At 43.0% G+C, this 21,162-nt stretch carries 17 protein-coding genes; all 17 read left to right on the top strand.

Annotated features, from left to right (window positions below; all coding sequences use genetic code 11):
* The first annotated feature begins 532 nt into the window (after window positions 1-532).
* A complete protein-coding gene (sdhC, locus tag ORQ98_RS04320; protein WP_274687551.1) occupies window positions 533-907 on the top strand; it encodes a succinate dehydrogenase, cytochrome b556 subunit in 375 nt (124 codons plus the stop codon).
* Window positions 901-1,269 (top strand): succinate dehydrogenase, hydrophobic membrane anchor protein, encoded by a 369-nt coding sequence (gene sdhD, locus ORQ98_RS04315; protein ID WP_180568483.1) that lies wholly within the window; start codon window positions 901-903, stop codon window positions 1,267-1,269. Before sdhC ends, sdhD begins: the two co-directional genes overlap by 7 nt.
* A 3-nt stretch (window positions 1,270-1,272) precedes the next feature.
* On the top strand, window positions 1,273-3,045 hold the full coding sequence (sdhA, locus tag ORQ98_RS04310; RefSeq protein ID WP_274687550.1) for a succinate dehydrogenase flavoprotein subunit: 1,773 nt from the start codon (window positions 1,273-1,275) through the stop codon (window positions 3,043-3,045).
* Between the two features lie 10 nt (window positions 3,046-3,055).
* A complete protein-coding gene (locus tag ORQ98_RS04305) occupies window positions 3,056-3,763 on the top strand; it encodes a succinate dehydrogenase iron-sulfur subunit (RefSeq protein WP_274687549.1) in 708 nt (235 codons plus the stop codon).
* Window positions 3,764-4,406: 643 nt separating this feature from the next.
* Window positions 4,407-7,244 (top strand): 2-oxoglutarate dehydrogenase E1 component, encoded by a 2,838-nt coding sequence (locus tag ORQ98_RS04300; protein ID WP_274687548.1) that lies wholly within the window; start codon window positions 4,407-4,409, stop codon window positions 7,242-7,244.
* A gap of 80 nt (window positions 7,245-7,324) precedes the next feature.
* Window positions 7,325-8,545: a 2-oxoglutarate dehydrogenase complex dihydrolipoyllysine-residue succinyltransferase gene (gene odhB / locus ORQ98_RS04295; RefSeq protein WP_274687547.1), complete on the top strand. Its 1,221-nt coding sequence runs from the start codon at window positions 7,325-7,327 to the stop codon at window positions 8,543-8,545.
* A gap of 113 nt (window positions 8,546-8,658) precedes the next feature.
* Window positions 8,659-10,101: a dihydrolipoyl dehydrogenase gene (gene lpdA / locus ORQ98_RS04290; RefSeq protein ID WP_274687546.1), complete on the top strand. Its 1,443-nt coding sequence runs from the start codon at window positions 8,659-8,661 to the stop codon at window positions 10,099-10,101.
* A gap of 203 nt (window positions 10,102-10,304) precedes the next feature.
* The gene (gene sucC, locus ORQ98_RS04285; RefSeq protein ID WP_274687545.1) at window positions 10,305-11,471 is read left to right on the top strand and encodes an ADP-forming succinate--CoA ligase subunit beta; all 1,167 of its coding nucleotides are present in this window, start codon (window positions 10,305-10,307) and stop codon (window positions 11,469-11,471) included.
* A 2-nt stretch (window positions 11,472-11,473) separates the two neighbouring features.
* A complete protein-coding gene (gene sucD / locus ORQ98_RS04280) occupies window positions 11,474-12,349 on the top strand; it encodes a succinate--CoA ligase subunit alpha (RefSeq protein ID WP_274687544.1) in 876 nt (291 codons plus the stop codon).
* A gap of 452 nt (window positions 12,350-12,801) precedes the next feature.
* Entirely contained in the window at window positions 12,802-13,923 is a 1,122-nt protein-coding gene (ald, locus tag ORQ98_RS04275) for an alanine dehydrogenase (protein ID WP_274687543.1), read from the top strand.
* A 247-nt stretch (window positions 13,924-14,170) separates the two neighbouring features.
* Entirely contained in the window at window positions 14,171-14,863 is a 693-nt protein-coding gene (locus ORQ98_RS04270; RefSeq protein WP_274687542.1) for a DUF599 domain-containing protein, read from the top strand.
* Between the two features lie 111 nt (window positions 14,864-14,974).
* Window positions 14,975-15,691 (top strand): hypothetical protein, encoded by a 717-nt coding sequence (locus ORQ98_RS04265; protein ID WP_274687541.1) that lies wholly within the window; start codon window positions 14,975-14,977, stop codon window positions 15,689-15,691.
* Window positions 15,692-15,828: 137 nt separating this feature from the next.
* Window positions 15,829-17,745, top strand: coding sequence for a molecular chaperone HtpG (htpG, locus tag ORQ98_RS04260; RefSeq protein WP_274687540.1), 1,917 nt, complete (start codon window positions 15,829-15,831; stop codon window positions 17,743-17,745).
* Window positions 17,746-17,899: 154 nt separating this feature from the next.
* A complete protein-coding gene (locus ORQ98_RS04255) occupies window positions 17,900-18,799 on the top strand; it encodes a bile acid:sodium symporter family protein (RefSeq protein WP_274687539.1) in 900 nt (299 codons plus the stop codon).
* 373 nt (window positions 18,800-19,172) lie between these two features.
* The gene (locus tag ORQ98_RS04250) at window positions 19,173-19,424 is read left to right on the top strand and encodes a BufA1 family periplasmic bufferin-type metallophore (protein WP_274687538.1); all 252 of its coding nucleotides are present in this window, start codon (window positions 19,173-19,175) and stop codon (window positions 19,422-19,424) included.
* Window positions 19,425-19,445: 21 nt separating this feature from the next.
* On the top strand, window positions 19,446-20,318 hold the full coding sequence (gene bufB / locus ORQ98_RS04245) for an MNIO family bufferin maturase (protein ID WP_274687537.1): 873 nt from the start codon (window positions 19,446-19,448) through the stop codon (window positions 20,316-20,318).
* Entirely contained in the window at window positions 20,302-21,078 is a 777-nt protein-coding gene (locus ORQ98_RS04240) for an HvfC/BufC N-terminal domain-containing protein (RefSeq protein ID WP_274687536.1), read from the top strand. Before bufB ends, ORQ98_RS04240 begins: the two co-directional genes overlap by 17 nt.
* Window positions 21,079-21,162 lie beyond the last annotated feature (84 nt).

The following is a 21,162-nucleotide window of genomic DNA, read 5'->3' as shown; positions in this document are numbered from 1 at the left end:
GGAGGGTGTCGAAAACCTATTACGATACCCTCAGTAAACGGGCACAACTATAGAGAGAAAGAACATTTTGTCAAATGTGCCCAGGTTGGGGGCTTGTTGAATAATTATTACTGAAAAATTATATAGTTGTTACCTTTAAGCTATTGTAGACTCCAAGAAGAAACAGCTTAGCCTATTTTAGTAGCATATTTAACTAGTTAATAACAGTCTTCTATCTTTGAAATTAATCGCTGGTTATTACATTAGGGAAGCAGCAATTTTCTGTTTATATAATATTTGATTAAAAAATAATCTGATTGTGGGTGGATGTAGTAACATTACACAATTGTAATTAATAAACGATCTATTTATACTTCAGCCGCGAATTTGTTGGGGTTACTGGCTAATACAGTCAATGACTTCTAACCTATTTATGAAACGAGCTGCATCCTATAAATAAGTGGCGCCACTCATTTATAGGATGCAGCACGAGTCTTTGTACGCGTCCAAAAGATATCACGCCTGACTGGGCCTGCTTGAGTGTGAAAGAGCCGTGAATAGCAAACGACCTGTAAACTTAGATCTTAGAACTATAAAACTCCCGTTACCAGCGTACACTTCCATCCTCCACCGTATATCGGGTGTCATTCTTTTTGTTGGCATCGCTTTTCTTTTAAGTGCTTTGGAATCATCCCTAAGCTCTGAAGAAGGCTTTAACAGTATAAAAGAAACAATGAGCCATCCCTTCGCCAAGTTTATCACTTGGGGTTTATTGTCAGCATTAATTTATCACTTTGTTGCTGGTGTAAAACACTTGTTGCTCGACATCGATATTGCTGATGGTAAAGAGTCTGGCTTATTAGCCTCCAAAGTGACACTTGCTGTTTCTGTATTACTGATTCTGATCGCTGGGGTGTGGGTATGGTAACCAATGTAACCAACTTGTCTCGTAGTGGCTTATATGACTGGATGGTACAGCGTGTATCAGCCATTGTACTAGGTGCCTACTTTATTTTTATGATGGGCTATTTCATTACGCATCCTGGCTTGACCTATGCTGACTGGCATGCACTTTTCAGCGGGACAGGTATGCGTATTTTTAGCTTAATGGCCATTGTCGCATTAGGTGCACATGCCTGGGTTGGTATGTGGACCATCACGACCGACTACCTGACTGAGCAAGCAATTGGCAATAAAGCGGTTGTTGTCCGCTTTTCTGTTCAAGCGCTATGTGGCTTTGCCATGTTTGCTTATGTGGTTTGGGGTATTCAGATTTTGTGGGGATTATAATCAATGGCCAATATTCGCACCATTTCCTTTGATGCAATTGTAGTTGGTGGTGGTGGTGCCGGGATGCGCGCGGCACTGCAATTGACCGAGTCAGGTGTTAAAACTGCCTGTATTACTAAAGTATTTCCAACACGTTCGCACACAGTTTCCGCTCAAGGTGGTATCACTTGTGCGATTGCCAGTGCTGATCCTAATGATGATTGGCGTTGGCATATGTACGACACCGTAAAAGGCTCTGATTACATTGGTGATCAGGATGCTATCGAATATATGTGCTCGGTAGGTCCGCAAGCTGTATTTGAGCTTGAGCATATGGGGCTGCCATTTTCCCGTACTGAAACCGGTCGTATTTATCAGCGGCCGTTTGGTGGTCAGTCGAAAAATTTTGGTGAAGGTGGTCAGGCGGCGAGAACCTGTGCTGCGGCTGACCGTACTGGCCATGCTTTATTGCATGCACTTTATCAAGGTAACTTAAAAGGTGGTACTACCTTCTTAAATGAATGGTATGCCGTTGATTTGGTTAAAAACCAAAAAGGGTCAATTGTTGGGGTTGTTGCGATTTGTATCGAAACCGGCGAAACCGTTTATATCAAATCCAAAGCCACAGTATTAGCAACCGGCGGCGCTGGTCGTATTTACCAATCAACCACTAACGCGCTTATTAATACCGGGGATGGTGTGGGTATGTCATTGCGTGCTGGTGTGCCTGCTCAAGATATGGAAATGTGGCAGTTCCACCCAACCGGTATTGCTGGAGCCGGTGTGCTGGTGACTGAAGGCTGCCGTGGTGAAGGTGGCTACTTAATCAATAGCGAAGGTGAACGCTTCATGGAGCGTTATGCCCCGAATGCAAAAGACTTGGCTGGTCGTGATGTAGTGGCTCGTTCAATGATTTTAGAAATTCTGGAAGGCCGTGGCTGTGGTCCAAATAAAGACCACGTACTGTTAAAGTTAGATCACTTGGGTGACGAAACCCTGAATTTACGTCTGCCTGGTATTTTAGAGTTATCCCGTACCTTTGCCCATGTTGATCCAGTTAAACAGCCAATTCCGGTGGTCCCAACCTGTCACTATATGATGGGAGGTGTGGCGACGAATGTGGGTGGTCAGGCGATTGCTCAAGATAAGAAAGGCAAAGACATGGTTGTTGAAGGTCTTTATGCCTGTGGTGAAGTGGCTTGTGTTTCAGTACACGGCGCTAACCGTTTAGGTGGTAATTCACTGCTTGACTTAGTGGTATTTGGTCGTGCGGCTGGTTTACAAATTGAGCAGTCATTGCGTGAAGGCTTTGACTCAATGGATGCCAGTGATACTGATATTGAAGCAGCGATGTCCCGTTTGAATCGCTTAAATACATCAAAAGGCGGTGAAAAAGTCGCTGAAGTGCGTGCTGAATTACAAAAGACCATGCAGCTTTATTTTGGTGTATTCCGCGAAGGCAAGAGTATGCAAAAAGGCATTAAAATACTCGAGGAAATTGGCGAGCGGATTCAAAATACCCATTTAGAAGACAAGTCATCTGCATTTAATACGGCACGTATTGAAGCACTTGAGTTGGAAAACCTTTATGAAGTAGCCTTTGCTACAGCGATGGCGGCTGAAGAGCGCAAAGAAAGTCGTGGTGCTCACGCCAGAGATGACTATCCAGATCGGGATGATAAAAACTGGTTAAAACACTCTATGTATTTCCCATTAGAGAAACGGATTGGTAAGCGAGACGTTAATTTCTCGCCGAAGACAGTTGATGCGTTTCCACCAAAAGCACGTAAATACTAAGGGGGAGATCATGTTAGTCAGTATCTATCGTTATAATCCTGAAACCGATAAAACCCCTTACATGCAGGATGTGACCATTGATCTTCCTGAAGGTAAGGATTTAATGGTGCTGGATGTATTGGGTTTGTTGAAAGAAAAGGACCCATCGTTAGCTTACCGTCGTTCCTGCCGTGAAGGCGTATGTGGCTCTGATGGCATGAATATGAATGGCACTAATGGGTTGGCGTGTATTACCCCTGTATCAGAGGCCACTAAAGGTAGCAATAAACTGATTTTGCGGCCATTACCTGGGTTACCGGTGGTACGTGACCTGGTAGTGGATATGAGTCAATTCTATAAGCAGTATGAGAAAATTAAACCTTATCTGCTGAATGATGAACCAGCACCAGCAATTGAACGGTTGCAAATGCCTGAAGACAGAGAAAAATTAGACGGCTTGTATGAGTGTATTTTATGTGCCTGCTGTTCTACTTCCTGCCCTTCATTTTGGTGGAACCCTGATAAGTTTGTTGGTCCTGCTGGTTTATTGCAAGCTTATCGTTTTCTTGCAGATAGTCGTGATACGCACACTGAAGAGCGGCTTGCAGAATTAGACGACCCTTTTAGTGTATTCCGTTGCCGGGGTATAATGAATTGTGTCAATGTTTGCCCTAAGGGGCTTAACCCAACTCGCGCCATTGGCCACATTAGGCAAATGCTGTTAAAGAGTGGGACTTAGTAATAGTAATTTCAGGTGTTTCAGTTCATACTGTGCACCTGTTTTTGTAGGGCATTTAAACAGGTAGGTCAAGTTATTTACAGTAGGATATTTTTTCTGCCTGTGAATATCTGACAAAATAATCAAAAGGGAGGGTGCAGGCCCTTTTAATTATTTTGGTTAGATGTACTTATACTAAATGCTTTTGGTAATAGGTATAAAACCCAAAGCGTCAGTTGGTTGAGTATTTCCGACAGGTGCCCTACATGCAAGGTTAACTGTATTGCAGTGCATAATGCACTTATAAATGTACTTGTAAGAATGTGCTTATATAGAGTGCGTTTATAAGAGCGTCTTTTTAAAGATAGGCTTTTAAAAAGGTGCTTTGAATTTTATGTATTGTCATGCAACTGAATAGCCGGAGCTGGTAGATTGTGTTTAATTTTCGTTTAAATACAACTGCCGTAATGCCCCGGTTTTTGTGTGAGTGTTAGAACCGAAATATAACGAGTCTGTTTGTCGGCCTATCTGGTAAAGCAGCTTAAGCTTATTTGGTCAACAAGTAATAAGCTGTTTAGCCCTAGATAAAAGCAGTTTTGCTTGATCGGGGGTGAAAACCTGACAAAACTTGCCGGATAGCTGTCTTACTCATGGGGTAATAAGAATGCAAGAAGGTGTCATGCACCAGATGTGGCGGACGGCGCATATATCTGGTGGCAATGCAGCTTATGTAGAAGAGTTATACGAGCAATTTTTGCGTGATCCAAATGCCATCCCAGAAGAGTGGCGTGATTATTTTGAAAAATTGCCACAAATTGAAGGCGTCAGTGCTCAAGATGTTTCGCATGCAACAATTCGAGAACACTTCCAGCTACTAGCCAAACAACGATCTACCTCCCATGTAATGGCACCGGTTTCCGTTACTTCTGAACATGAGAAAAAACAAGTTCAGGTAATGGAGTTGATTGAGTCATTCCGTCAACGGGGTCACCAGAATTCCAAGCTTGACCCCCTAAATCTTCAGCAGCGTCAGCAAGTCCCAGATTTAACTTTGGAACATCATGGGCTTAATCAAGCTGATTTAGACACCGTATTTCAAACAGTTTCCCTCTCTTTCGGTAAAGACGAAGCCACTCTTAAAGAGATCTGGCAAGGTTTAAAAAACACTTACTGCTCTACCATTGGTGCTGAGTTTATGCACATAGTGGATTCAGAAGAGCGTCGCTGGTTTGAGCAGCGCTTAGAGTCCAATCGAGCCCATCCAACGATTAGCAAAGAATCCAAACTGCATTTATTAGAGCGACTATCAGCTGCAGAAGGCTTAGAAAAATATTTAGGCACTAAATACCCAGGGACTAAACGCTTTGGTCTGGAAGGGGGCGAAAGCTTAGTGCCAATGGTTGATGAACTCATTCAACGGGCCGGCTCCTATGGTGCCAAAGAAATGGTTATTGGCATGGCCCATCGGGGTCGCTTGAATTTATTAGTGAATATCCTGGGTAAAAACCCCGCTGATTTATTTGATGAGTTTGAAGGGAAAAAACTCCAGGATGAAGGCTCAGGTGATGTGAAATACCATCAAGGCTTTTCATCTAATGTGATGACGCCTGGTGGTGAAATTCACTTGGCGATGGCATTTAACCCATCTCACCTGGAAATTGTTTCACCTGTCGTTGAAGGTTCGGTAAGGGCGCGTCAAGATCGTCGTAATGATGTTAATCGTGATTTAGTGGTACCTATTAATCTTCATGGTGATGCAGCATTTGCTGGTCAGGGTGTGGTAATGGAAACCCTGCAAATGTCGCAAACCCGGGCTTATAAGACAGGCGGTACCATCCATATTATTGTTAACAACCAGGTTGGTTTTACCACCAGTCGTCAGGATGATGCCCGCTCAACAGAATATTGCACTGATGTCGCTAAAATCGTTGAGGCGCCAATTCTGCATGTGAACGGCGATGATCCAGAAGCCGTATTATTTGTCACTCGTCTGGCTTTAGACTACCGGATGCAGTTTAAAAAAGATGTGGTCATTGACCTGGTTTGTTATCGCCGTCGTGGCCACAATGAGGCGGATGAGCCTTCTGGTACACAGCCGTTGATGTACCAAGTTATTAAAAGTCAACCAACCACGCGTACTTTGTATGCAGAGCGCCTGATTAAAGAAGGGACGTTGACTGCCGAAGAGGACAAGCAGATATTCGAAGGCTATCGCACCGCATTGGATAATGGCCAGCATGTTGTGAAAAGCCTGGTAAAAGAGCCTAACAAAGAGCTGTTTGTTGATTGGGCACCCTATATCGGTCATGAGTGGACTGCAAAACATGACACTCGGGTTGATGTTAATGTACTGCAAGAGTTGGCTAATAAATTACACGATATTCCTGACGGGGTTGTTGTTCAGCGCCAGGTAGGGAAAATCATTGAAGACCGCCGCAAAATGGCAGCGGGTGCTTTACCCATCAACTGGGGTTTTGCGGAAACTATGGCTTATGCCACGCTATTGCATCAGGACAATCCCATTCGGATTACGGGTCAGGATGTAGGTCGTGGTACTTTCTCTCACCGTCATGCGGTATTGCATAATCAAAAAGACGGTGAAGCTTATATTCCACTAAAAAATCTTGCCGAAGATCAGCCAGCCTTTGATATTTATGATTCATTCTTATCAGAAGAAGCGGTGCTGGCATTTGAGTATGGCTATGCAACCACTACCCCAAATGCACTAGTCATTTGGGAAGCACAATTTGGTGATTTTGCTAATGGTGCTCAGGTGGTTATTGATCAATTTATTACCAGTGGTGAGCACAAATGGGGACGATTGTGTGGGTTAACCATGCTCTTGCCCCATGGTTATGAAGGACAGGGTCCTGAGCACTCATCAGCTCGGTTAGAACGTTATTTGCAGTTATGTGCGGAACATAATGTACAGGTTTGTGTACCCACAACCCCTGCACAAGTGTTCCATATGCTTAGACGACAAGTGTTGCGTCCGCTGCGTAAACCGCTGATTGCTTTAACACCCAAAAGTTTGCTTCGCCATAAACTTGCTGTTTCAACCTTAGAAGAACTGGCAGAAGGTAGCTTCCATACGGTATTACCAGAAGTGGATGATATTGAGCCAGCTAACGTTAAGCGTTTAATTATGTGTAGTGGTAAGGTTTATTACGACTTACTGCAAAAGCGTCGTGCAGAAAATCTTAACGATGCAGCAATTATACGTATTGAACAACTTTACCCATTCCCCCACGAAGATTTGGAAGCTGTGTTTGCACAGTACCCAAATTTAGAGCGTGTGGTGTGGTGTCAGGAAGAGCCTATGAACCAGGGGGCTTGGTACTCTAGCCAGCATCATATGCGCCGGGTGATAGCAGAACATCCTAACAAGCAGCTGTATTTAGAATATGCAGGTCGGGAAGCCTCTGCAGCCCCTGCCTGTGGCTATATGTCAGTGCATGTGGAAGAGCAGCAAAAGCTGGTAGATGACGCTTTCACTATTTAATGATTGAAGGGCGTGTAACAGCGCCTTATTTAAAGATTGGGTAACAAGCAGTAAACATTAAAGGTTTTTAAGGAAACAACATGGCCACTGAAATAAAAGCACCTACTTTCCCTGAATCGGTTGCTGACGGCACCGTCGCCACTTGGCACAAAAAAGTGGGAGAAGCCTGCAGCCGCGACGAATTATTAGTAGATATTGAAACTGATAAAGTGGTTTTAGAAGTCGTTGCACCTGCTGATGGTGTGTTAAAAGAAATTGTCGCTGCTGAAGGCGATGTGGTTGAAAGTGAAGCGATTATTGGCGTATTTGAAGAAGGCGCTGCCGCATCTGCAGCGCCAGCCGCAGAAACTGCACCGGCTGCAGAAGCAGCAGTACCAGCCGCTAGTCAGGTAGCCGAAGGTGACGCTATTTTAAGCCCAGCTGCTCGTCGAATTGCTGATGAACATGGCCTTGACCCCAGTGCAATTAAAGGCACAGGTAAAGGTGGTCGAGTCACTAAAGAAGATGCGTTAGCGCATGCTAAGCAAGCAGGGCAGTCAGCGCCAGCCGCTGCGCCTCAACCAGCCGCGGCACAAGCACCGGTTGCTAGTGGTGGCCCTCGTGAAGAAAAACGCGTACCCATGAGCCGTTTACGTGCGCGTGTAGCAGAGCGTTTAGTCCAAGCCCAGCAAACTGCAGCGATGTTAACAACGTTTAACGAAGTTAACATGAAGCCTATTATGGACTTGCGCAACAAGTACAAAGATGTGTTTGAAAAGTCGCATAATGGCACTCGCTTAGGTTTTATGTCATTTTTCGTCAAGGCTGCCGTGGAAGCGCTGAAGCGTTATCCAGCCGTAAATGCCTCTATTGACGGTAATGATATTGTTTACCACGGCTATCAAGATGTCGGTGTCGCTGTTTCGTCTGATCGTGGTCTGGTCGTGCCTGTCTTACGTAATGCTGAAAATATGGGGCTGGCTGAAGTTGAAGCGAAAATTCGTGAGTATGGCTTAAAAGCGCGCGATGGCAAGCTATCGATTGATGAAATGACTGGTGGTACTTTCACTATTTCTAACGGCGGTGTATTTGGTTCACTTATTTCTACCCCTATTTTGAACCCACCACAAACTGCTATTTTAGGCATGCACAAAATTCAAGAGCGGCCAATGGCAGTGAATGGCAAAGTAGAAATACTACCGATGATGTACTTAGCCCTGTCTTATGACCATCGTTTACTTGATGGTAAAGAAGCAGTGACTTTCTTAGTCGCTATCAAGGAAATGCTGGAAGATCCTGCTCGTATTTTACTGGAAATCTAAGCACCTAATTTATTCTCAGAATAATGAGGTTGCTGCATCGCTCTTTTAACTAATTAAATGCAGCAACCTCCAGGTTTATTTGCCAAGCGCAAAATTGATTTAGGACATTGAACATGGCTCAAAAATTTGATGTTGTGGTAGTTGGTGCAGGCCCTGCTGGTTATGTTGCTGCTATTCGTGCTGCACAATTGGGTTTAAAAACGGCTTGTATTGAAAAGTGGATTGGTAAAGACGGTAAAGTGGCTTTAGGCGGCACTTGCCTTAATGTCGGCTGTATTCCTTCAAAAGCCTTATTAGATAGTTCCCATAAATACGAAGAAGCAAAAGACCATTTTAAAGTGCATGGCATCAGTGTAGGCAACGTTGATATTGATGTCCCTGCCATGATTAAGCGTAAAGACCAGATTGTTAAAAATTTAACGGGTGGTGTCGCAGGTTTATTTAAAGCTAATGGCGTCACGGCTTACGAAGGTGCTGGTAAAGTACTGGCAGGTAAGCAAGTGGAAGTGACTAAGCATGACGGCAGTGTTGAGCTATTGAATGCTGAAAATATTATTATTGCTACCGGTTCTAGTCCAATTGAAATTCCACCAACGCCATTAACGGAAGGGTTAATTGTTGACTCAACAGGTGCCCTAGAATTCCAAGAAGTGCCTAAACGTTTAGGTGTCATTGGTGCAGGTGTAATTGGTTTAGAGTTAGGTAGTGTTTGGGGCCGATTGGGTGCTGAAGTGATCGTACTTGAAGCGATGGATACCTTCTTGGCTGCAGCTGACCAGCAAATTGCCAAAGAAGCGGCCAAGATTTTCAAAAAGCAAAAGCTAGACATTCGCTTAAACTGCCGAGTAACAGGCTCTGAAGTTCGTGGTAAAGAAGTCGCGGTTAAATACACTGATGAGAAAGGCGAAGAGTGCGAAGAAATTTTCGATAAAGTCATCGTTGCCGTAGGCCGTCGTCCTTACACTGAAAATCTGTTAGCAGATGACTCTGGTGTTAAGATGGACGAGCGCGGCTTTATTTTTGTTGACGACCAGTGTCGTACAGAAGTGCCTGGTGTTTATGCAGTGGGTGACGTAGTGCGTGGTCCAATGTTAGCCCATAAAGGCTCAGAAGAGGGCATTATGGTAGCTGAATTAATTGCTGGCCAGGCTGCTCAAATGAACTACGATTTAATTCCTTCTGTTATTTATACTCACCCAGAAGTGGCTTGGGTCGGTAAAACTGAAGAAGAAGTGAAAGCGTCTGGCGAACCCTACAAAGTGGGTACTTTCCCATTTGCTGCCAGTGGTCGTGCGATGGCTGCTAACGATACAGCAGGTACCGTGAAAGTGATTGCCCACGAAAAAACTGATCGTATCTTAGGCGTTCACGTTGTTGGACCAAGCGCAGCTGAGCTGGTGCAACAGGGTGCTATTGCTATGGAGTTCGGCTCTAGTGCAGAGGACTTGGGCTTAACTGTATTCTCACATCCAACCTTATCTGAAGCATTGCATGAAGCTGCATTAGCGGTTGATGGCCATGCTATTCACATCGCCAATAAAAAGCGTCGTAAGTAATTAGGTTTGGTAGCTCGGTTTTCATAAAGCCAAGCTGCCTTTTTGCTATAGCAATGCGAATTTAGGCTACTCTAAATGTCGATTGCTATAGTTTTTAATGGGGTTAACAGAGCTTTAGCATTTACATTATGTAAATGACATAGAGTACTGTTGATTGAGTTAAGTGCAACTCGAATTACAGCACAACAAACGGTAGAAGAAGCATGAATCTTCATGAGTATCAGGCGAAGCAATTATTTGCTGAGTATGGCCTGCCTGTCTCCAAAGGCTATGCGGTAGATACCCCCGAAGCAGCTGCTGAAGCCGCTGATAAAATCGGTGGTGACAAGTGGGTGGTGAAAGCGCAAGTTCACGCAGGTGGACGCGGTAAAGCCGGCGGCGTTAAGCTGGTTAGCTCTAAAGACGAAGTAAAAGCCTTTGCAGCTAATTGGTTAGGTAAGAACTTAGTCACTTACCAAACAGACGAAAAAGGCCAGCCAGTCAGTAAAATTTTGGTTGAGTCTTGCACTGATATTGATCAGGAACTGTATTTAGGCGCAGTAGTTGACCGCTCAACTCGCCGTATTGTTTTCATGGCTTCCACTGAAGGTGGCGTAGAGATTGAGAAAGTTGCTGAAGAAACCCCAGAAAAAATTCTGAAGGCAATTATTGACCCATTAGTGGGTGCGCAGCCTTATCAAGCCCGTGAAATTGCTTTCCAATTGGGTTTAAATCCAGCCCAAATTAAGCAGTTCACCAAAATCTTTTTAGGCTTGGCGAAACTATTCCAAGACTACGATTTAGCGCTGCTTGAAATTAACCCGCTGGTTATTACCTCTGAAGGTAACCTGCACTGCTTAGATGGCAAAATTAATATCGATGGTAATGCTATGTACCGTCAGCCTAAGCTAAAAGAAATGCACGACCCTTCACAGGAAGATGCCCGTGAAGCCCATGCCGCTTCTTGGGAGCTTAACTATGTTGCATTAGATGGCAACATTGGTTGTATGGTTAATGGTGCTGGTCTGGCGATGGGTACCATGGACATCGTTAAACTACACGGTGGAGCCCCAGCTAACTTCCTAGACGTGGGTGGTGGTGCTACTGAAGAGCGGGTTGCTGAAGCATTCAAAATTATCTTGTCTGACGATAATGTAAAAGCGGTTTTAGTGAATATTTTTGGCGGTATTGTACGTTGTGACCTGATCGCTGACGGTATTATTGGCGCAGTTAAAGATGTTGGTGTCAGCGTGCCAGTTGTCGTGCGCCTTGAAGGTAACAATGCTGAGTTAGGTGCTAAGCGCCTGGCTGAGAGTGGCCTGGATATTATTGCTGCTACCAGCCTGACCGATGCTGCTCAGCAAGTAGTTAAAGCCGCGGAGGGTAAATAATAATGAGTATCTTAATTAATAAAGGCACTAAAGTTATTTGCCAAGGTTTTACAGGTTCTCAGGGGACTTTCCACTCAGAACAAGCCATTGAATACGGCACTAACATGGTTGGTGGAGTGACTCCTGGTAAAGGTGGTCAAACTCACTTAGGCCTGCCTGTTTTCAATACCGTTAAAGAAGCCGTTGAGCAAACGGGAGCAGAAGCTTCTGTTATTTATGTACCAGCGCCTTTCTGTAAAGACTCTATTTTGGAAGCGGCTAATGCTGGGATCAAACTGATCGTTTGTATTACTGAAGGTATTCCAACGTTAGATATGTTGGATGCCAAAGTAAAATGCGACGAGTTAGGTGCACGCTTAATCGGCCCTAACTGCCCAGGTGTCATCACTCCGGGTGAATGTAAGATCGGTATTATGCCAGGTCATATTCATAAGCCAGGTAAAGTGGGTATTGTTTCTCGCTCTGGTACTTTGACTTATGAAGCGGTTAAACAAACTACTGATCATGGCTTTGGTCAATCTACTTGTGTCGGTATTGGTGGTGATCCAATCCCAGGCAGCAACTTTATCGACATTTTAGAAATGTTCGAAAAAGACCCACAAACTGAAGCGATTGTGATGATTGGTGAAATCGGTGGTACCGCTGAAGAAGAAGCGGCTGCCTACATTAAAGCCAATGTTACTAAGCCAGTGGTTTCTTACATTGCAGGTGTCACTGCACCTCCAGGAAAGCGGATGGGCCACGCTGGTGCGATCATTTCTGGTGGTAAAGGTACCGCTGACGAGAAGTTTGCTGCATTAGAAGATGCTGGCGTTAAAACCGTTCGCAGCTTGGCTGAGATTGGGGATGCATTAGCAGAACTCACTGGCTGGAAATAAATACGCTTCACGAATGCACTTTAGGGGGTGTTGTCTGCACAACTCACCCTAGTCACCTATGTATTATAGGCTCCTAGGGCTTCGTTGTTTGACGGCCTACCCTAAAGCACCTTCGTTTTGCGTATTGATTTAAGCACAATCATAAAAAAAGCAGTCTTTTTAGGCTGCTTTTTTTGTGGCTGTAATGAATAGATGTTATTTCTTTTAATGATATTATTTTTAGATAAATAAACTAATTAAAGCTAAAATTTGAAGTGAAATTCTGTAAATCTGTCGCTATACTGAGCAAATAGTCCTGCATACCCTTCGCCGGGTATGTATAAACTTTCTAAATAAAATCGCTGCAAGCCAATGGATGCCCCGCATCCGCTTTGTAGCAGTATGCAAATAATTTATACCTAAAAAGGGTATAACGAAGTAGTAACCATTATAACGATAGGGGGTCTGTTGCTATGTTAATTGGTGTACCTAAAGAGATTAAAAACCACGAATATCGGGTTGGTCTGACACCGGCAGCGGTTAAAGAATTAGTTAACCATAACCACCAAGTGTTTATTGAAACCACAGCTGGTGATGGCGTTGGTTTTTCTGATGCTGATTATCAAGCAGTAGGCGCTACTATCCTGGATACAGCAGAAGCTGTATTTGAAAAAGCAGAAATGATTGTGAAGGTGAAAGAACCTCAAGCAGTCGAAAGAAAGCGTTTGACTGAAAAACATACGTTATTTACTTACCTTCACTTGGCTCCTGATGTACCACAAACAGAAGACTTAATTGCTTCTGGCGCTACTTGCATTGCCTATGAAACCGTGACTGATGCGGCTGGACGTTTACCTCTGTTAGCACCAATGTCTGAGGTGGCTGGACGGATGTCTATTCAAGCGGGTGCTCACTGTTTAGAAAAGTACCGCGGTGGTCGTGGTGTTTTATTAGCTGGTGTACCGGGTGTAGAGCCTGCCAAGGTTGTTGTATTGGGTGGTGGTGTTGTTGGTAAGAATGCTACTGCTATGGCGGTTGGCTTGGGCGCTGATGTCGTAGTTCTGGATAAGTCAGTTGATGTATTACGTCAGTTGGATCTGGTGTATGGCAATCGAATTAAAACGGTTTATTCAACTGAGCAAGCGATTACTGATCATGTATTGAGTGCTGACCTGGTGATTGGTGGTATTTTGATTCCTGGTGCTGCAGCACCTAAGTTGATTACTCGCGAACACATTAAAGCCATGAAACCTGGTGCGGCGATTGTTGATGTTGCGATTGACCAAGGTGGCTGTGTGGAAACGTCCAAGCCAACGACCCATGCTGATCCAATTTATATTGTGGACGATATAGTCCATTACTGTGTGGCTAATATGCCAGGTGCAGTGGCTCGTACATCAACAATGGCTTTAAACAATGCCACCTTACCTTTCGTCATTGAACTGGCTAATAAAGGTGCCAAGCAAGCGATGGCAGAAAATCCTCACTTATTGAATGGCTTGAATGTTTGTCGTGGCAAGGTGACTTGTGAAAGCGTTTCAGTGGCCCAAGGGTTAGGCTATGTGCCTGCTTCTGAAATGCTGAGTGTTTTATAGATAGACTTTTCGATTTCCGGTTGTTTGTTACCCCGACTTGCCGCAACGTTTGTTGCGGCTTTTTTTTGCCTTTTATTTTTTTATTGTTGGTAGTTTGCCTGCAATAAGACTGCAATAGTTAATGGTTACTTTTCTTGTCGTTGGGATTTCTGCTTATTTACCCGAAAGTTGTTATTAGGTAGTTATAGAAACTGAAAGCTGTTATCGAGCGCAGCACTGGTTTTTTGTAGTAATACTGAGGTATGGCATGTTTGGGCAGTGGTTGGATGTGTTGGCAGTGGCTTGGTTTTTCTGTTGTTGGACTGGCTACAGTTGGTTTGCCTGGTATTATGGCAAGGTGACCCCTTGTTTAGCCTCGGTGTTGCATCTTTACCGGGAAGATTGGATGAGGCGAGTGCTGAGTAGAGAAAACCTCATAGCCGATACCAGTATTATTGCCAATTTAGAGCGTAATGTGTCTTTTTTTGCATCAACAGCCATTTTAATTGTGGCTGGCTTAGTCACTACCTTAGCTGCAACAGATGAGGCGATTGGCTTTTTAAGTAATATGCCGCTGGTGTCTTCTACTTCCCTGCAGTTATGGGAATACAAAATTCTGATTATGATCATTATTTTTGTCTACGCATTTTTCTCTTTTACCTGGAGTTTGCGGCAGTACAATTTCAGCTCAGTACTGATTGGCAGTGCCCCGCGGCAAGATGAAAATGATGTATCAGAGCAGGAGCGAGACAGCTTTGCGATTCGGTCAGCCAGAGTATTATCTATGGCTGGCAATCAGTTTAACTATGGGCTTCGCTCTTTCTACTTTGGCTTAGCCACCCTGGCTTGGTTTATAACACCCTGGTTGTATATGGTTGCAACCACCATTGTTGTGTTGGTGCTCTATCAACGAGAGTTTCACTCTTCCGTATTAAAAACCATGCTCTATACCGAGAAATAATGGCTGTTTCTAACTCTAGTCAGTAAAAAAACAACAGTTTATCGGCAAGTATTTGTTAATTGAGTGGGTGTTCGCTAATCTTTGCCCTTTTTTGAAATTGATTGGTAAAGTATGGCGTTTGCATTGCTGGCTCTGGGGCTTGCTTTATTTGTGAGTGGGGGAGGCTACTTTTTTTGGCTTGCCTATCAGCGGCACTCAATCTTAGGTGTTTTGTGTATTGTGCCGCCTGTTGCTGTTTGGCTTGGGCTTCGTCACTGGGAGCAGGCTCGGTTTGCTTGGTTGACTCAGTTAATTGGAGTGGTTAGTTGCTGTTGTGGGTTAACAGTCGTTAAACATGAGCATCCAGATATTTGGCAGCATTGGTCTGATCGCACTTATACGGTTGTATTTCAGACGGTGTTTCAGTTGAGGCAGCTGCCTGTCAAAGAGCAGTACCAAACGTTACTTGCTCAGTTTGAGAAAAATCCTACTGAGCAGCAATTAGCTGGTTTATTAGCAGGAGAGCCGTTTAATCCCAACCAGGTTATTTATACCAATGAGCAGCTGGTATTTAACCAGTTGGGGAAAGCTAACGACTTGCCTGAAATGTCGCTTAGTATTAATTTACCTAAGAAGCATTGGCTGTTGCTTCATCGTCAGGGGGAGCTGAACTTGGTCGACGCACCTTTTGCCGTAAGCTGGTACAGCAATACTAAAGATAATGCCGCTTGGGAAGAGCTGGTAGGTATTAAGCGGCTTAAACTGATACGCTTTAATAATCATCAATTGGCTTTTGACCTGCAACTTGATGATATCAGTCAGCTATTTGGCTATGCAGAATATCGCTAGCAAATCTCTTTTCCTTTTTTAGTTATTGAAAAATCCATAACTATCCCCATTTAGCCATTAACTAAGTCATTTACTAACAGCTGGTAGAGTCCTGTTAGTAATTATCTTTTGTATGGTAAAAATAGGTAATAGTCAGCATGACAGTGGAAACTAAAAAAGAAACGTTAGGCTTTCAAACTGAAGTAAAGCAGCTGCTTCACTTGATGATTCATTCGCTTTACTCCAATAAGGAAATTTTTCTTCGTGAGCTGATTTCTAATGCTTCCGATGCAGCTGATAAATTGCGCTTTGAGGCGTTATCCAATGCCGATCTGTATGAGGGTGACTCTGATCTGAAAGTGCGGGTGAGCTACGACAAAGAGGCTAAGACCGTTACCATTAGTGATAATGGTATTGGTATGACCCGCGAAGAGGTGATTGAAAACCTGGGAACAATCGCTAAGTCTGGTACCGCTCAGTTTCTTAAGTCATTAACGGGTGATCAGCAAAAAGATGCTCAGTTAATTGGTCAATTTGGGGTTGGTTTTTACTCTGCTTTTATTGTTGCGGATAAAGTGACTTTGGTGACCCGACGTGCTGGCGATCAAGCTGGGGTATGCTGGGAGTCGGCTGGGGAAGGTGAGTTCACTATTGAAGAAGTCGAAAAAGCGGCTCGTGGTACGGAAGTAACCTTGCATTTAAAGCCGGAAGAAACCGATTTTGCTGATGGCTATCGGTTACGCAGTGTGATTCGTAAATACTCTGACCATATTGCTATCCCTGTGGTGATGAAAGAAGAAGCAGCGCCAACAGGTGATGAAGAAAAAGATCAAGAAAAGGCTAAAGAAGAGCCAAAAGACGAAACGATCAATACCGCTAAGGCAATGTGGACTCGCCCTCGTACAGACATCTCGGATGAGGAGTACAAAGAGTTTTATAAGCATATCAGCCATGACTTTGGTGAGCCGTTAGCATGGAGTCACAATAAGGTTGAGGGTAAGCTAGACTACACTAGCCTTTTATATATTCCTACCAACCCGCCATTTGATATGTGGAACCGGGAAGCCCAGCATGGCCTGAAGCTTTATGTACAACGGGTTTATATCATGGATGAGGCGGAACAGTTCTTACCGCTGTATCTACGGTTTGTTAAAGGTGTGCTGGATACTAACGATCTACCATTGAACGTATCTCGTGAAATTCTACAAAAAGACAGCAAAATTGATTCTATCCGCAGCGCCTTGAGTAAGCGGGTACTGGATATGCTGGAAAAGCTGGCGAAAAAAGATGCAGAAAAATATGCTACTTTCTGGAAAGCTTTTGGCCAGGTATTAAAAGAAGGCCCGGCAGAAGATTTCACTAATCGTGAAAAAATTGCCAAGCTGTTGCGTTTTAGCACTACTCACACCAATAAAGCTGAGCAAGACCAGTCACTAGAAGACTACGTAAGCCGGATGAAAGAGGGGCAGGACAAGGTATACTTCATTACGGGTGAATCGTTTAATGCAGCTAGCAATAGTCCTCATTTAGAAGTCTTCCGTAAAAAAGGCTTGGAAGTCTTGATACTGCACGATCGTATTGATGAGTGGTTAATGCAGCAACTAGGTGAGTTTGATGGTAAGCAGCTAGTCGATGTGGCTAAAGGTGAGCTTGACTTAGGCAAGCTGGATACTGAAGAAGAGAAAAAAGTTCATGAAGAAGTTGCTAAGGAAAAAGCTGACCTAGTTGAAAAAGTAAAAGAAGCCTTGGGTGATAAAGTTGCTGAAGTGAGAATATCTCATCGTTTAACTGACTCGCCTGCTTGTTTGGTTGTTGGTCAGTACGATATGGGGGCGCAAATGCGTCGGGTATTGGAAGCGGCTGGCCAAGCAGTACCTGAAACCAAGCCTACCTTTGAAATCAACCCTGACCACCCACTGGTTGAAAAGTTACATAATGAAGCCGATGTGGATCGCTTTAATGATTTAACAGAGGTTCTGTTTGATCAAGCGAACTTAGCAGCAGGCGGTCATTTAGATGATCCCGCTCAGTATGTGCATAAGCTAAATAAACTGTTGTTGGAGCTATCTAATTAGTTAGCAGTAATTTAATAAAAAACGGCCCTTATGAGGGCCGTTTTTTTGTCAACGTGAAAAGATAATTGGCTAAAACCGTAGTAATAATAAAAAACAAACTATCCTATAAAATTGCAAGTTTAAATAACTGTTAAGTCCTATTAAGGGTAGCTATATGGAAGTAGATTTCTTAACTCAGGTGGTGTTACCGCTATCGCTCTTCTTGATCATGTTAGGGATGGGGCTATCTCTAACAGCGGCAGATTTTACCCATGTACTCAAAGACCCAAAGGCAGTTGCTATTGGTGTTGTATGCCAAATGATAATGCTACCTGTGATGGGGTTTGTGGTAGCCAAAGTCTTCAGTTTATCGCCAGAGTTAGCTGTAGGGTTGATGATACTGGCGTTTTGTCCCGGTGGGGCAACATCAAATATGATCACCTATTTGTCTCGCGGTGATGTAGCACTATCCATTAGTTTGACTGCTGTTGTCAGTCTAGTAACCCCCTTTACCATTCCATTGCTTACTGCATTTATGATGACGATGCTAATGGATCAGTCACAGGCATTTTCAATTCCCATTGTTAAAACCATTTTACAGCTTATTGTCATATCTATTGTGCCTGTGGCTATTGGTATGATTATTCATAATAAATTTCCAGTTTTTTCGGCACGGGCTGAGAAGCCTGTGAAAGTATTTTCAGTGTTGATTCTATTTATAATTATTGCCGGCATTGTGGCGAAAAACTGGGACAATATGGCAGGTTTTTTTGTGCAAACAGGTGCTGCCAGTTTAAGTTTAAATATATTAACTCTGACACTAGGTTATTGGACTGCAAAGCTTTGCCGACTAGAGAAGCGGGAAGCAATCTCTATTGGTATAGAGGTTGGAATTCAAAATGGTACATTAGCGCTTTTGGTTGCAGGCACTTTACTGGGTAATACGGTAATGACCATTCCGGCGGTAACATATAGTTTACTGATGTTTATTACTGGAGGCGTATTCGGTTGGTTGGTTAATCAGCGTTCGAAATGGGGCATTAATGAGCCCATCGATTTTAAAAGGAGTTCATAAAAGGGCACCTGTAATTTTTAAAATAATAAATATCAGCTTAAATAGACTCTTCGCAATTAATTTTTGGGGATCATTGTTTTTAAAAAAGTAAGGGGTCTGTTATGCCATTGAAAGAGTAATGTTGTCTATTTAATGTTTTTTTGTGAGTAAATCTGGCGACATGTAGGGTAATTATTCTTTTTAGTTATTAATGGCTGCTTTGTGATTCCAGTAACACTCTAAAATAATTTTGAAAGTAAATCCAAAAGGGGGAGGTCTTAAAGTACGAGATGGTAATAGTGATCTACTATTGTAGAGATTAGACGCATGTGTGACTAATACGAGTGTGAGAATTACCATCCCTTTACGCAAATATGAAATTTAGGAGTTTATCATGAAAAAAACAGCAGCCTTGTCTGTCGCTTTAGGAACTTTAGTTGCTCTATCTGCTGCTTCAAATGTTGCCCTTGCTGGCGATAAAGTGAAATGTTATGGCGTGATTGAAGCGGGTAAGAATGACTGTGCTGCTAATGGTCATTCCTGTGCAGGTCAAGCTAAAGTCGATAATGATCCAAATGAGTGGAAATACATGGCTAAAACAGAGTGTGAAAAATTAGGTGGAAGTATTGGTAAGCCTAAAAGCTAAGCATGCAGGTTGATTCTCAAAATGCAAACTGAGAAACAAGTATTTAGCCGTTGCCGGGATATCCCGGCAACGGCTGGCATAGGGTTGAGGCAACCTCATCATCAAGCATTTGCTGATAGTAAACCAGGAATTGATTGGGTTGAGGTGCACTCAGAAAATTATTTTGAAATGAATACGCCACCTTTTGATTTTTTATTGAAGGTGAGAGAAAACTATGCACTTAGTTTACATGGTGTAGGGTTATCTATAGGATCTACTGATCCTTTAAATAAAAGTCATCTCCAGCAATTAAAAGCAATAATTGATATTTTTCAGCCAGGCTTAGTATCTGAACACTTATGTTGGGTGTCAGAAAATAATGTTTATTTGCAGGACTTGCTACCATTACCGCAAACAGAAGCTGCAATAAAACATGTGGTTGAACGTATTGATAGTGTGCAAAATTATTTAGGCAGGAAAATATTAATTGAAAATGTCTCTTGCTATTTAAACTACCCGCATAATGAGATGCCAGAATGGGTATTTTTAGCTGAAGTAGCAAAACGCAGTGGTTGTGGTATTTTATTAGATGTCAATAATATTTATATTAATGCTTTCAATCATAAGTTTTCTGCTTGGGAGTATATCGAAAATATTCCTAAACAACTGGTTGAAGAAATTCATTTGGCTGGTCATCAACAAATTCAAGCAGGTGATGAAACGTTATTGCTAGATCATCATGGCGATAAAGTCCTTGATGAAGTGTGGCAGCTATATCAAAAGACGCTGAATTTACTGGGAAATATACCTACACTGATAGAGTGGGATACCCAATTACCGGAATTACCTGTGTTATTAGCTGAAGCTGAAAAAGCAAATAAATATTTAAAACTTAATCATGAGTACGCTGCATAATTGGCTGCACCTATTTTCAGATAGTATTCGAGAAAATGATGCAGCAATAAAAAAATTTTCTGAACAGTCATCTATAAGCAATATAGCTGAAAAATTAGCGATTTATCAGCAAAATCATTTTGGTAATATTACACAAGCACTACAAAGTACTTACCAGGTGCTTAATGAAATAATGGGAGAAGGACGGTTTAAAAGCATTGCTCACAACTATATCAAACAGCATCCACCAAAAGAAGCTAATATTAATCGCTATGGTGAAACGTTTGCGCTATTTCTGAAAGAGGAACCCTCACTGCAGGGTTATCCTTATTTATCAGAAGTGGCTAAGTTGGAGTGGGCAGCACATACTGCATTTTTGAGCCCTTTAGTTAAGCCATTAGATATAACTGTTTTGGGCACTTTGGCTGATGAAGCAACAGTAGACTTAAGAATCAGCTTAGCGCCATCCGTCGTATTAGTTTATTCCGAATATCCTGTCCTTGATATCTGGCAAGCGAATCAACCAGGTGCAGCAAGTCAGATGTTGAACATTCGTCAATCTGATAGCTACCTGTTAGTGATGCGAGAACAGGATATTTTTTCTATACAACCTATTAACAAGGCAGAATATGTACTACTGAAAAATATTCAGACGGGCGCTTACTTTAATGACAGTATTCAAGCTGCTTTGGTAGAGGATGAAAGCATTAATATTGGCGAGGTTCTTCAGCAATATATCCTGCAGGGGGTATTCAGTGAAATAGAACCGGTACGGGCTTAGTTTTGTATCCCCAATACGAATTGGTTTTTTGGTGAGGCCATCGAGTGACGAAGTTCCATGAGCCTAGAAATTATTCGTGAAGGG

Origin of the sequence: Spartinivicinus poritis (genome assembly GCF_028858535.1) — a bacterium.
Lineage (GTDB): Bacteria > Pseudomonadota > Gammaproteobacteria > Pseudomonadales > Zooshikellaceae > Spartinivicinus > Spartinivicinus poritis.
This window is presented reverse-complemented; position numbering and strand designations above follow the sequence as displayed.